The sequence below is a fragment of the Pseudomonas mangiferae genome (genome assembly GCF_007109405.1).
Taxonomy (GTDB): Bacteria; Pseudomonadota; Gammaproteobacteria; order Pseudomonadales; family Pseudomonadaceae; genus Pseudomonas_T; species Pseudomonas_T mangiferae.
This window is the reverse complement of the sequence record NZ_VJOY01000001.1, coordinates 582,074-594,779: the sequence shown is the minus strand read 5'-3', so window position 1 is coordinate 594,779 and position 12,706 is coordinate 582,074. Positions and strand designations below refer to the sequence as shown.

General features: G+C 67.5%; 10 protein-coding genes and 1 pseudogene. 10 read left to right on the top strand and 1 reads right to left on the bottom strand.

Annotation, left to right across the window (positions count from 1 at the left end; translation table 11 throughout):
• The first annotated feature begins 185 nt into the window (after positions 1 to 185).
• From FM069_RS02240 to FM069_RS02205, 8 genes are all read left to right on the top strand, one after another.
• Positions 186 to 647 (top strand): Lrp/AsnC family transcriptional regulator, encoded by a 462-nt coding sequence (locus tag FM069_RS02240; protein ID WP_143486632.1) that lies wholly within the window; start codon positions 186 to 188, stop codon positions 645 to 647.
• Positions 648 to 885: 238 nt separating this feature from the next.
• Positions 886 to 2,439, top strand: a complete 1,554-nt coding sequence (locus FM069_RS02235; RefSeq protein ID WP_143486631.1) for an AMP-binding protein — start codon at positions 886 to 888, stop codon at positions 2,437 to 2,439.
• The gene (locus FM069_RS02230; protein ID WP_143486630.1) at positions 2,433 to 3,287 is read left to right on the top strand and encodes a beta-keto-ACP synthase; all 855 of its coding nucleotides are present in this window, start codon (positions 2,433 to 2,435) and stop codon (positions 3,285 to 3,287) included. The genes FM069_RS02235 and FM069_RS02230 overlap by 7 nt, the downstream gene beginning before the upstream one ends.
• Positions 3,280 to 4,323 (top strand): 3-oxoacyl-ACP synthase III family protein, encoded by a 1,044-nt coding sequence (locus tag FM069_RS02225; protein WP_143486629.1) that lies wholly within the window; start codon positions 3,280 to 3,282, stop codon positions 4,321 to 4,323. The genes FM069_RS02230 and FM069_RS02225 overlap by 8 nt, the downstream gene beginning before the upstream one ends.
• A 38-nt stretch (positions 4,324 to 4,361) precedes the next feature.
• Entirely contained in the window at positions 4,362 to 5,375 is a 1,014-nt protein-coding gene (locus tag FM069_RS02220; protein ID WP_143486628.1) for a beta-ketoacyl-ACP synthase 3, read from the top strand.
• A complete protein-coding gene (locus FM069_RS02215; RefSeq protein WP_143486627.1) occupies positions 5,369 to 6,274 on the top strand; it encodes an MBL fold metallo-hydrolase in 906 nt (301 codons plus the stop codon). Before FM069_RS02220 ends, FM069_RS02215 begins: the two co-directional genes overlap by 7 nt.
• Before the next feature lie 169 nt (positions 6,275 to 6,443).
• Positions 6,444 to 8,012 carry an anthranilate synthase component 1 gene (locus FM069_RS02210; RefSeq protein WP_143486626.1) on the top strand — a complete coding sequence of 523 codons (1,569 nt, stop codon included), beginning with the start codon at positions 6,444 to 6,446 and terminating at the stop codon, positions 8,010 to 8,012.
• The gene (locus FM069_RS02205; protein ID WP_143486625.1) at positions 7,990 to 8,589 is read left to right on the top strand and encodes an anthranilate synthase component II; all 600 of its coding nucleotides are present in this window, start codon (positions 7,990 to 7,992) and stop codon (positions 8,587 to 8,589) included. The genes FM069_RS02210 and FM069_RS02205 overlap by 23 nt, the downstream gene beginning before the upstream one ends.
• 138 nt (positions 8,590 to 8,727) lie before the next feature.
• On the opposite strand, the pseudogene FM069_RS02200 reads toward FM069_RS02205, so the two are convergent.
• A pseudogene (locus FM069_RS02200) lies at positions 8,728 to 9,648 on the bottom strand (LysR family transcriptional regulator); the annotation flags it as partial.
• Positions 9,649 to 10,201: 553 nt separating this feature from the next.
• Here FM069_RS02200 and gacA point away from each other — a divergent pair.
• On the top strand, positions 10,202 to 10,846 hold the full coding sequence (gene gacA / locus FM069_RS02195; protein ID WP_178106644.1) for a response regulator transcription factor GacA: 645 nt from the start codon (positions 10,202 to 10,204) through the stop codon (positions 10,844 to 10,846).
• Positions 10,847 to 10,850: 4 nt separating this feature from the next.
• Positions 10,851 to 12,674, top strand: a complete 1,824-nt coding sequence (uvrC, locus tag FM069_RS02190; RefSeq protein ID WP_143486622.1) for an excinuclease ABC subunit UvrC — start codon at positions 10,851 to 10,853, stop codon at positions 12,672 to 12,674.
• Positions 12,675 to 12,706: the final 32 nt, after the last annotated feature.

The following is a 12,706-nucleotide window of genomic DNA, read 5'->3' as shown; positions in this document are numbered from 1 at the left end:
GTGCGTGGGGGGAGAATCCATCCGGCGGCCATGGGAAATATCCATTTCTAGACCTCTTTTTATGTTTCTTGTGGGACCTAGTATATGCTCCGGCCGATAGGCGTTTTGCTTCAAAATGCCGGTGTGGTAGCGTATTTTTTAGTGCGATTGAACCAATAAAAACGAATAAGTGGTTTAAATGAACTATGTCTGAACTGGATCGAACGGACCTGAAGATTCTCGGCGCCCTGGCCGAGGACGGTCGCCTGAGCTGGCGCGAACTGGCCCAGCGCATCGGCCTGTCCCTGACCCCGACCCTGCGCCGGGTGAAGCGCCTGGAAGAGGAGCGCTACATCCAGGGCTACTTCGCGCGGCTGGATGAAAGCCGCTTGTCCGGCACCGTCAGCGTCTTCGTTTCGGTCCGGCTGGAAAAACAATCCGTGGACCTGCTGGCCTCCTTCGAGGAGCGCATCGTGCAGTCGCCCCAGGTCATGAGCTGCTTCCAGATGACCGGGGACGCCGACTACATCCTGCGGGTGGTGGTGAAGGACCTCGCCGCCTACCAGTCCTTCCTGACCCACACCCTGACCTGCATCCCTGGCGTCGCCAGCGTCACCTCGGCCTTCGCCCTGAAGTCGGTGATGCTGCGATCCTCCCTGCCGCTGTAGCGTTTTTCTTCCTTCTTTCGCCGCTCCGTGCCGTCCGGCCAGGACCCCCGTCCTAGCCGGCGTGGCAGCAGATGACCGCTGGGTTACCGAAACTTTTTCGTTCGGACTCCGAATATCGCGCTTCGGCGTGCCCGGTTAATTTTCCGGCCCAGGAGAAACCAAGCGCTCTATCTCGGGCCTTGCCGCGGCCACCTGGCCCGGCTCGCCCACCGGCATCGCTGAAGAAGGATCGTTCATCATGTCCACGCTGGCCAACCTCACCGAGGACCTGTTTCGCCTCGACTTCGACCCGGACGCCGCGCTCTACCACCACGCCGGCGAGACCCTGAGCCGCCGCCAGTGCCAACACGCCATCACCGCCATGGCCAGCCAGCTGGAGCGGGTGATGGAACCGGGGGAGCGGGTGGTGATCGCCCTCGACGACTCCCCCTCGCTGATCTGTTTGTTCCTTGCCTGCATCGCCGTGGGCGCCATCCCGGCGGTGGTCAACCCCAAGTCGCGGGAAGACAACCTGGCCGCCATCGTCGCCGACTGCCAGGCGAGCCTGGTAGTGCGCGAGGCCGACGCCCCGTCCCTCGGCGGGTCCCAGGCGCCCCTGACGCTGCGTGCCGGCGGCCGCATCGGCAGCTTCGACGACTTCACCCTGACGGCCCTCGTCGGGCCGCCGGTGCCGGACTGGCAGTCGTTCCGGCGCCGCGACCGGACCGCTCCCGCCTACCTGCAGTACACCTCCGGTTCCACTGGTGCGCCGAAGGGCGTGATCCACAGCCTGGAGACCACCTTCGGCTTCTGCCAGGCCTTCGCCGTGGCGCATCTGGGGCTCAAACCCGGCGACCGCCTGTACTCCATTCCCAAGCTGTTCTTCGGCTACGGCATGGGCAACGCGCTGTTCTTCCCCTGGTTCTGCGGCGCCTCGGCGCTGCTGGACGCGCGTTGGCCGAATGCCGCGCGGGTGCTGGAGAACCTGCAGGCGTACCGCCCCAACGTCCTGTTCGGGGTACCGGCCATCTATGCCGCCCTGCATGACCAGGCGCAGGTGTTGCTGGACTGCGTCGAGCTGGCATTTTCCGCCGGGTCGCCGCTCCCCAGGACGGAGTTCGACTTCTGGCAGGAGCAGGGGCTGGAAATCTGCGACGGCATCGGTGCCACGGAAGTCGGCCACGTGTTCCTCGCCAATCGCCCCGGCGCGGCCCGGGCGGAGGTCACCGGCTTTCCGGTACCCGGCTACGACTGCCGTCTGATGGACCGCAACGGCGAGTCCCTGAGCGCGCGCACCCAGCGCGGCGTGCTCTGGGTGCGCGGGCCGGGCGTGAGCCCGGGCTACTGGCGCGCCGATGCCACGCAGCAGGCGCGCTTCGACCACGGCTGGTACCGCACCGGCGACCTTTTCGAGTGCGACGAGAGCGGCGCCTACCGCTACCGGGGGCGTGAGGACGACCTGTTCAAGGTCAACGGCCGCTGGGTGGTCCCGGCCCAGGTGGAGCAGGCCGTGTGCCAGCGCTTCCCGGAAATCCTCGAGGCTGCCCTGGTGCCCACCTGCCGCCAGTACGACGGCCTGCGGCCGACCCTGTTCGTCACCCTGGAGGCCGACCCCGGGGTGAATCGCATCCTGCTGGGCCAGCGGATCGAGCACCGCCTGGCCGACGACCTGCCGTCCCATGCGCTCCCGCAGTACCTGCACGTGCTGCCGAGCCTGCCGCGCAACGACAACGGCAAGCTGGCCCGCGCCGAGCTGTGCCTGCGGGCGGACACCCTTTATCACGAAAGCCTCAAGGAGGAACGGGCATGCTGATTCAGGCCATCGGGGTGAACCTGCCCCCGACCTACGAACGCCGCGAGGGCCCCCTGGGCGGCGAACGGCCGCGCGCGACCGGCGACGAGGTGCTGCTGGAGCGCCTGCTGCCAGCCGTCCAGGAGGTCCTGGAGCAAGCCGGCGTGGACGCCGGCGACATCGACCTGATCGTTGGCCTGGCGCTGTCTCCCGACCACCTCATCGAACAGCGCGACGTGATCGGGCCGAAGATCGGCCACCCGCTGCAAAAGCGCCTGGGCGCCCGCAAGGCCCACGTCTTCGACCTCACCGATTCGAGCCTGGCGAAGGCGCTGTACGTGGCCGACACCCTCGCCATCGACCAGGGCTACCGCAACGTGCTGGTGGTGCGCGGCGAGTCGAGCCAGGGCTACCAGGCGGACGAGGCATCCGGCTTCGCCCTGGCCGACGGCGCCATGGCCCTGCTGTGCCGGCCTACCGGCCATGCCGTGTTCCGCCGCGAACCGCTCGCCACGCCTGGCTTCGGGCTGGCCTGGCAAGGCCTGAGCATCCCGCTCAATGGCGACCTGCGCGAACCGACCGATCCCAAGGGGCGGCTCGACCTGCCGGCCCAGCCCGGCTTGCTGGACGCGCTGCGTGGCCAGGTGGAGCGGCTGGCGTCCGGCTTCCCGGCGTTGCTGGCGATCCGCGAGGAATGGTTCGGCCAGCAGCGTCCGGGCGGGCGCTGCCTGGGCCCGTTCGAGGTGGCGGAACAGTTGCGTGCGGCCCAGCGCGACCGGCTGGACGAGGTCGTGCTGGTCAGTTTCGATCCCTTCGCCATGGTGGTCGAGGGCGTCACCCTGAAACTCGCGGGAGAGCAACATGCATAAGGTCAAACTGGCTGCGATCACTTGCGAACTCCCCGCCACGTCCTACGCCAACGACGACCCGGTATTCGACCAGGTCAGCGACCTGCAGCCTACCTGGTGGCAGTTCTGGGGGGTGGACCGTCGGGGCTACTTCGACCCGCGGCAGGGCGAGAACGAATTCACCATGGCGGCCCGCGCCGCGAGCCGCCTGCTGGCCAGCAGCGGGACCGCGCCCGAGGCGGTGGACGTGCTCATCTGCTCGGCCTCCTGCCCGGTGATGACCGACGCCGGCGAGGTGCTGCCGGGCATCAGCGGCCGGCTCTATCCACGGCTCTCCAACGTGCTGTCGAAACACCTGGGGCTCGAGCGGGCGCTGCCCCTGGATTCGCAGATGGAGTGCAGCAGCTTCCTGCTCAACCTGCGCCTCGCCGCCAGCCTGATCCGCCAGGGCAAGGCCGAAACGGTGCTGGTGGTCTGCAGCGAATACATCTCCAACATGCTGGATTTCACCTCCCGCTCCTCCACGCTGTTCGCCGATGGCTGCGCCGCGGCCCTGCTGACCCGCAGCGACAGCGAGGCCGATCTGCTGGCGTCCTCCGAGCACAGCGACGCGACCTTCTATGAAGTGGCCACCGGCCGCTGGCGCCTGCCGGAGAAGCCCGCCGCCGACGCCCGGCCGCGCCTGCTGTTCTCCCTGCTCAGCGACGGCCAGAACAAGATGCAGACCTTCGTCCCGGAGAACGTGCCCCTGGCCGTGAACCGCGCTCTGGAGAAGGCCGGCCTGCAGGCCTCGGACATCGACCACTTCGTCTTCCACCAGCCCACGCCGTTCCTGGTGAACGCCTGGGCCCGCGGGGTGGGATGCCGCGACGACCAGTACCTGCTGACCATGGGCGAGACCGGCGTGATGATCTCGGTGGCGATCCCCTACACCCTGGCGAAGGCGCTGCGGGAAGAGCACATCCGCCCCGGTGATCACGTGGTGATGGCCGGCGCCGCCACCGGCTGGGGTTTCGCCGCCCAGGTCTGGCGCCTGGACGACGTGCTGGTCTGCTGACCCGCGCCGCTCATTTTCGACCCACGAGGAGACACGCCATGGGCAACCCCATCATCGCCGGGCTGGGTTTCAGCCTGCCGAAGCGGCAGGTGAGCAACCACGACCTGCTGGACCGCATCAACACCTCGGACGAGTTCATCGTCGAACGCACCGGGGTGCGCACCCGTTACCACGTCGAGCCGGACCAGGCGGTGAGTGCGCTGATGGTCCCGGCGGCCCGCCAGGCCATCGAGGCGGCCGGCCTCGCGCCGGACGACATCGACCTGCTGCTGGTCAATACCCTGTCGCCGGACCACCACGACCCGTCCCAGGCCTGCCTGATCCAGCCCATGCTGGGCCTGCGCCACATCCCGGTCCTGGACATCCGCGCCCAGTGCAGCGGGCTGCTCTACGGCCTGCAGATGGCCCGCGGGCAGATCCTCGCGGGCCTCGCCCGGCACGTGCTGGTGGTCTGCGGCGAGGTGCTGTCCAAGCGCATGGACTGCTCCGACCGCGGCCGCAACCTGTCGATCCTTCTCGGGGATGGGGCGGGCGCGGCGGTGGTGAGTGCCGGGGAGGGGGACGACGACGGGCTGCTGGACCTGCGCCTGGGGGCCGACGGTGACTACTTCGACTTGCTGATGACCGCCGCGCCGGGGACGGCATCACCCACCTTCCTCGACGAGGCGGTACTGCGGGAGGGTGGGGGCGAGTTCCTCATGCGCGGCCGGCCGATGTTCGAGCACGCCAGCCAGACCCTGGTACGCATCGCCGGCGAGCTGCTGGCCGCCCACGACCTGACCCTGGATGACGTGGACCACGTGATCTGCCACCAGCCGAACCTGCGCATTCTCGACGAAGTGCAGGCACGCCTGGCGATCCCGGCCCACAAGTTCGCCGTCACCGTCGACCGCCTGGGCAACATGGCGTCGGCTTCGACCCCGGTGACTCTGGCCATGTACTGGCCGGACATTCGCCCGGGCGAGCGCATCCTGATCCTCACCTACGGGTCCGGCGCCACCTGGGGCGCGGCGCTCTACCGCAAGCCCCCGCAGGCAGGCGGCCTATGCTGAGGCAGGCGACCCCCGGCCGGCTGGACGACGACCTGTACCTGCTGGGCGACCCCCAGGTGCCGGTCTTCCTGCTGGACCTGGGGGAGGAACGCTGGGCGCTCGTGGAGGGTGGGCTGAGCCGCGACGTGGAGGCGGTGTGGGCCGATCTCTGTCGCTGGGTGGGCGATCCGGCGCGGGTGCGCTACTGGCTGATCACCCACAAGCACTACGACCACTGCGGCCTGTTGCCGTACCTCTGCCCACGCTTGCCCGAGGTTCGGGTGCTGGCGTCCGCGCGGGCCTGCCAGTCCTGGCAGTCGGAGAAGGCCGTGCGGGTGGTGGAGCGCCTCAACCAGCCGTTGCTGCGCCCCGGCCAGTCCCTGCCGGATGCGATGCCCTGGCAGGACTTGCCGGTGCAGGCCATCGCCGCCGGCGAGTGCCTGGCCCTGGGGCCGGGCCATTGCCTGGAGGTCCTGGAGGGGGGCGGCCATTGCGACGACCAGGTGCTGTTCCATGATCCCCGCCGGTGGCGGCTGTTCTGCGGCGACGCCCTGGGCGAATTCGACGAGCAGGACGGGCTCTGGCGTCCCCTGGTGTTCGACGACCTCGACGCCTACCTGGCGACCCTGGGGCGCCTGCAGGCGTTGCCTACCCTGCGCCAGCTGCTGCCGGGCCACGGCGGGCTGTTCGCCGGGACCCTGGCGGCCGACGCCGCGGAGTCCGCCTACCGCGAATGCCTGCGGCTCTGTCGCCGCCTGCGCTGGCGCGAGGCCCACGGGGCCGACGCCGGTCGTTTGGGGGAAGAGCTTAACCAGGCCTGGGAGGCCCAGAGCCGCGACTTCCTCCCCGCTGGCCTGCACCTGAGCAGCATGCAGCGGATGCTGGACATCCTGTCCCGCCAGGCACCGCCGCTGGGCTAGCCGAACGGCCCGGACGGGCCTGTCCGGGTTCATGGATTGACGATCGACAGGGAGATGGAACGATGATCGTGGTTCTTCGATGCCTCGAGAACGAGGCTTACCCGTATCCAACGCAGGCCGAGCCGCCCGGCCGCCCGCGCACCATGCCGCTCGTCTCGGGGAGCCCGTCATGAGCGCGCCGACCCAGCTACTGGAAGAAGACCTTCCCTATCGCCCGCTGAACCCGGCTGCGCTGGGCCTCTGGCGGGACGGCACGGCCAACCGGATGCTGTTCGACTGCTACGACGTGGACAGCAAGGCACCGCGACGCACCCTGGCGATCCTCTCCAGCAGCCTGCGGGTGGAGTGCCGGGGCCACGACGTGACGTTGCGGGCCCTGAGCGCCAACGGCCGTGCCCTGCTGGAACGCCTCGCCCACCATTGCCCGCAGGGCGTGGTCGCGGAGCGGGACGGCGATGTCTGGCGCTGGCGCTTCCCCGACCAGGCGACCGAGGCGGACGAGTGGCGGCGCCTGCGCCAGCTGTCCTGCCTGGATGCGTTGCGGGCGGTGCTGGCGGCGGCGCGGCCGGCGCAGGGCGACATTCCCCTCGGCGGCCTGTTCGCCTTCGACCTGGCCGAGCAGTTCGAGCCGTTGCAGGCACCGGCCAACGAGGCACGGCCCTGCCCGGACTACTTGTTCCTGCTGCCGGAGTGCCTGCTGGACATCGACCACGTGCAGCGGCGCTCCCGCCTGCAGGCGTTCGTCCATGACCCAGTGGCACGCGACTCCCTGGCGGCGCATCTGCGTGACCTGGCGGGAGAGGCCGCGGCCGCGCCGGAGTCGCCGAGCCCGACGCTGGCCGCGCGGCGCTCGGCGATCTTCCAGGTGGATCAGGACGACGAGTGCTTCGCCGCCCAGGTGGACGCCCTCAAGCGCCACGTGGTGGCCGGCGACGTGTTCCAGATCGTGCCTTCCCGCAGTTTCAGCGCGCCCTGCCGCGATGCCTGGAAGGCCTATCGCCAGCTGTGCCTGCGCAACCCCAGCCCCTACCGTTTCTTCCTGGACGCCGGCGAGTTCTGCCTGTTCGGCGCGTCACCGGAGTCGGCCCTGAAATACACCGCCGCCACCCGCGAGCTGGAGCTGTATCCCATCGCCGGCACTCGCCCGCGAGGGCGGGGTGCGGACGGCGAGATCGACCCGGAACTGGACAACCGGCTGGAAGCGGAACTGCGTCTGGACCCCAAGGAGATCGCCGAGCACATGATGCTGGTGGACCTGGCGCGCAATGACCTGGCCCGGGTGTGCCGCAGCGGCACCCGGCAGGTGAAGGATATGCTCAAGGTGGACCGCTACAGCCACGTGATGCACCTGGTGTCGCGGGTGACCGGTGAGTTGCATCCGGACCTGGATGCGCTGCACGCCTACCGCGCCTGCCTGAACATGGGCACCCTGGTGGGCGCCCCGAAGGTCCGCGCCATGCAATTGCTGCGGCAGTACGAGGGCGGCTATCGCGGCAGCTACGGGGGCGCCATCGGCCTGCTGGACAGCGCCGGCAACCTCGACACCAGCATCGTCATCCGCGCCGCGGAAGTGCGCGACGGCATCGCCCGGGTGCGAGCGGGCGCTGGCGTGGTGCTGGATTCGGACCCCCGGCTCGAAGCCGAGGAAACCCGCAACAAAGCGCTGGCGGTGCTCACGGCACTGACCGCCGCCGATGGCGAAACGGGAGGCCGCGATGCGCATCACACTGCTGGATAACTTCGATTCGTTCACCTACAACCTGGTCGAGCAGCTTCGCCTGCTGGACGTCGCGGTGACGGTGATGCGCAATGACACGCCGCTGCTAACGCTGCAGGACCGGTTGGAGCAGGACAGCGACCTGTTGCTGGTATCCCCGGGGCCGGGGCATCCCCAGCGGGCGGGATGCCTGCTGCCGCTGCTGAACTGGGCGCGGGGCCGGCTACCGGTGATCGGGGTCTGCCTCGGTCACCAGGCACTGGCCATCGCGGCAGGCGGGCAGGTGGGACCGGCGCGCCAACCGGTACATGGCAAGAGCTCCCGGCTGAGCTTCGATCGCCAGCATGGGCTGTTCGCTGGCCTGGACGACCTGCGGGTGGCCCGATATCACTCCCTGGTGGTTTCCACGCTGCCGCCCGGCTTCGAGACGCTGGCGGAGTCGGACGGCGAGATCATGGCCATGGCCGATTCCCTTCAGCGGCAGCTGGGGCTGCAGTTCCACCCCGAGTCGGTGCTCACCACCCAGGGCCAGCGCTTGCTGGAGAACGCGCTGCACTGGTGCGTCGCACCGCCCGTTCGCGACCGCCGCAGCGCCTGAAATGCCGAGGTGCATTCGTCACCTGGCGAAGTGACGTGGCTCGGGCTCGTACGGGGCCTGGGTGCGTTTCCCGAATTTTTCTGGAGTCCATCCGGCGATGGACGGGTCGTTCGCTCAGGCTTCGACGCGCACGTCGGGTGCGGGCTGGTGGTGCGGTTCCAGGCGCGGACCCTCGATGTCCCGCAGGCGACGGCGGGCGCTCTCCAGGAAGTCGAGGAACGTGCGTTCCGACTCCAGGGCGGTGTTGTAGTAGCAGTAAATCTTGGTGTCGATGCCACCGGGTTCGTAGAAGTCGCTCAACACCGCCAGGCGGCCCGCCCGCAGCCGGTCCTCGACGAAGTAATGGGGCACGATGCCCCAGCCGACCCCGGCCTCCACCAAGTGCAGCATGTCCTCGAAGTTCTCCACGTAGCAGACCTTGTCGCTCACCGGCCGGAGCAGGTTCGAATGGACACCGCAGCGACTGCCCAGGCTGATCTGCCGGTAGCTGCAGAGGCTGGCGACGCTGCTGAGGGTGGTATCGCACAGCGGGTGCTCCGGATGGGCGACGATGAACGCCTTGATGTAGCCCAGCACGCACTGGTTGAAGCGGGCGATCTTCAGCTCCTCGTCGATGGTGATGGCGATGTCGATCTCCGACTTGTCCTGCTTGATGGCGGAGAGGCTGTCGGCCGGGGAAGACCGCATCAGGCTAACCACGTTGAACTCGTCCAGCAGCAGGTCGCTCACTGTTTCGCAGAAGGAGGAGGGGATGGCGGCGTCCAGCAGCACCCGCAGGTTGCGGGGCCCCTTGTTGAGGTTGAAGGCGATGTCGCCGATCAGCTGCTGGTAGTTCAGCAGGCTCTGCATGTAGGGGATCAGCCGCAGCGCCTGCTCGGTGGGCTCCACCTTGTAGCCGTCGCGCCGCACCAGTGACACACAGAGGTCGATTTCCAGGTTGCTCACGGCGGAGCTCACCGCGGTGTGAGACTTGCGCAGGATGCGAGCCGCCGAGGAAATCGAGCCGGACGCGATCACCTGGAGGAACATGTTGACGTGGTTGAGGTTGTGTATGGGCATCCCTTCATTCCTTCTGCTGAGCGTGTCCCTGTGCCTGGGCGTTCCACACCGTAGCGCCATCGGTCGCCGGTGCGAAGGCCACCAGGGTGGCGCTTCAATGGCGCACTGCCATGGGGCAATCCGTTGCATATCCTATATCGCCAGTCCGTTTTGTGATGGATGCCAGGGTTTCGTTCGAAAAGGACCGGCGGCCAGGTATTTGGTCGTTTTCCGGTCGTGATAAAGGCCAGGCGGGAGCATATTTTCGGGCCGGTCGGAAGGGCGGCGAGGTTGGCTGGCGAGTGTCGCCGGGCCCCCTGCGCCGGACCGGTTGGGGTGTTGTCTGACAAGCTTAGGCTGTAAGATGCCCGGACAAAGAAGGCGCATGGAGCGTTGGAGCGACACGAGGCAACCGGCCTTCCGGTGCGCTGTGGTCCCCAAGCCTTCTGAACGATTCCGAACCACGACTTCCCGCGATGCAACCCGCGTTCCCTGGGCAGTCCGGCCGGTTTCCATGGACCGGTTTTCTTGAACTGCCGCATCGTGCGGCATGCGATGCACAGTGAGGTGTCGCTTGATTAAGGTCCTGGTGGTCGACGACCACGATCTGGTACGTACAGGCATCACGCGCATGTTGGCCGATATCGATGGCCTGCAAGTCATAGGACAGGCAGAGTCAGGCGAAGAGGCCCTGAAGAAAGCCCGGGAACTCAAGCCCGATGTCATCCTGATGGACGTCAAGATGCCGGGCATCGGTGGCCTCGAGGCGACCCGCAAACTCCTCCGCAGCAATCCCGACCTGAAGATCATCGCGGTCACCGTGTGCGAGGAAGACCCGTTCCCCACCCGCCTGCTGCAGGCCGGTGCGGCGGGTTACCTGACCAAGGGCGCAGCGCTGGAAGAGATGGTCCAGGCCATCCGTCAGGTCTTCGCCGGGCAGCGCTACATCAGCCCGCAGATCGCCCAGCAATTGGCATTGAAGTCATTCCAGCCCCAGAACAGCGGTTCGCCCTTCGACCTGCTGTCCGAACGCGAGATCCAGATCGCCCTGATGATCGCCAACTGCCAGAAGGTCCAGGCCATTTCCGACAAGCTATGCCTGTCGCCGAAGACGGTGAATACCTACCGCTATCGGATCTTCGAAAAACTCTCCATCACCAGCGACGTCGAGCTGGCACTGCTGGCGGTTCGCCACGGGATGGTCGACGCTGTCAACTGAAACGATGTCCGTTGCATTCGATTCCGGCGCGATGCTCGCCGCCTGCAGTGTTCGCCCCGGTGTCTACCGGATGTTCGACGAGCAGGGCAAGTTGCTCTACGTGGGCAAGGCGCGGAATCTGAAGAACCGCCTGTCCAGTTACTTCCGCAAGAGCGGGCTCGCGCCGAAGACCGCTGCCCTGGTGGCGAAGATCGCCCAGGTGGAGACCACCGTCACCAGCAGTGAGACCGAGGCGCTGCTGCTGGAGCAGACGCTGATCAAGGAGTGGCGGCCGCCGTACAACATCCTGCTGCGGGACGATAAATCCTACCCGTATGCCTACCTTTCCGCGGGCGACTACCCACGCCTCGGCATCCACCGGGGGTCGAAGAAGGGCAAGGGGCGCTACTTCGGCCCCTATCCCAGCGCCGGCGCCATTCGCGAGAGCCTGAACCTGCTGCAGAAGGCGTTCCTGGTCCGCCAGTGCGAAGACAGTTATTTCCGTAATCGCACCCGCCCGTGCCTTCAATACCAGATCAAGCGCTGCAAGGCGCCCTGTGTTGGCCTGGTGGAGCCGGCCGAGTACGCCGAAGACGTGCGCCACTCGGTGATGTTCCTGGAAGGCCGCAGCCGCGCCCTCAACGAGGAACTGTCGGCAGCCATGGAAAAGGCCGCCATGAACCTGGACTTCGAGCGGGCCGCTGAGCTGCGGGATCAGGTATCGCTGCTGCGGCGGGTCCAGGAACAGCAAAGCATGGAAGGCGGGACAGGCGATATCGACGTGATCGCCGCCCTGGTCAACCCGGGTGGTGCGTGCGTGCATCTGATCAGCGTGCGCGGCGGCCGGGTGCTGGGCAGCAAGAACTTCTTTCCCCAGGTGGCGATCGAGGAAGACGCCAGCGAGGTGCTGCTGGCCTTCCTGTCCCAGTACTACCTGGGCAACCAGGAACGCGACCTTCCCAGCGAACTCATCGTGAACACCCAGCACGAGGATTTCGGCACCCTATTGGAAGCCATCGGCGAGACCCGCGGCCGCGAACTGGCCATCGGCTACCGGGTACGAGGCACGCGGGCACGCTGGCAGCAGCTGGCGGTGACCAATGCCGAGCAGGCCTTGGCCGCGCGCCTGGCCAACCGCCAGCACCTGGCATCGCGCTTCGAGGCCCTGGCGGAGGCGCTCGGCCTGGACGAGTCGCCCCAGCGCCTGGAGTGCTACGACATCAGCCATTCCAGCGGCGAGGCGACGGTGGCTTCCTGCGTGGTGTTCGGTCCCGAGGGGCCGCTGAAGTCCGACTACCGCCGCTACAACATCGAAGGCGTGACCGCGGGTGACGACTACGCCGCCATGCACCAGGCGCTGACTCGGCGTTTCAGCAAGCTCAAGGAAGGGGAGGGCAAGCTGCCCGACGTGCTGCTGGTGGACGGCGGCAAGGGGCAGTTGGCCATGGCCCAGGACGTGCTCAAAGAACTGGCGGTGCCGGACCTGATCCTGCTGGGTGTGGCCAAGGGCGTCACCCGCAAGCCGGGTTTCGAGACGCTGTACCTCAACGACGCCGCCCATGAGTTCACCCTGCCGGGGGATTCACCGGCGCTGCACTTGATCCAGCAGGTCCGGGACGAAGCGCACCGCTTCGCCATCACCGGCCATCGGGCCCGTCGCGGCAAGGCGCGGCGAACCTCCAGCCTGGAGGAGGTGGCGGGGGTCGGGCCGAAGCGGCGCCGTGAGCTGCTCAAGCACTTCGGCGGGCTGCAGGAGCTGAACCGTGCCAGCACCGAAGAGATCGCCAAGGCGCCGGGTATCAGCAAAAAGCTCGCGGAGTCGATTTATGCGGCCCTGCACAGCGAGTAGAATGCCGATTCACCTAGCAGCCCAGCCGTTCA

Coding starts and splice junctions, on each gene's coding strand:
- FM069_RS02240 (WP_143486632.1), top strand. CDS start 186: ATGTCTGAACTGGATCGAACGGACCTGAAGATTCTCGGCGCCCTGGCC.
- FM069_RS02235 (WP_143486631.1), top strand. CDS start 886: ATGTCCACGCTGGCCAACCTCACCGAGGACCTGTTTCGCCTCGACTTC.
- FM069_RS02230 (WP_143486630.1), top strand. CDS start 2,433: ATGCTGATTCAGGCCATCGGGGTGAACCTGCCCCCGACCTACGAACGC.
- FM069_RS02225 (WP_143486629.1), top strand. CDS start 3,280: ATGCATAAGGTCAAACTGGCTGCGATCACTTGCGAACTCCCCGCCACG.
- FM069_RS02220 (WP_143486628.1), top strand. CDS start 4,362: ATGGGCAACCCCATCATCGCCGGGCTGGGTTTCAGCCTGCCGAAGCGG.
- FM069_RS02215 (WP_143486627.1), top strand. CDS start 5,369: ATGCTGAGGCAGGCGACCCCCGGCCGGCTGGACGACGACCTGTACCTG.
- FM069_RS02210 (WP_143486626.1), top strand. CDS start 6,444: ATGAGCGCGCCGACCCAGCTACTGGAAGAAGACCTTCCCTATCGCCCG.
- FM069_RS02205 (WP_143486625.1), top strand. CDS start 7,990: ATGCGCATCACACTGCTGGATAACTTCGATTCGTTCACCTACAACCTG.
- uvrC (WP_143486622.1), top strand. CDS start 10,851: ATGTCCGTTGCATTCGATTCCGGCGCGATGCTCGCCGCCTGCAGTGTT.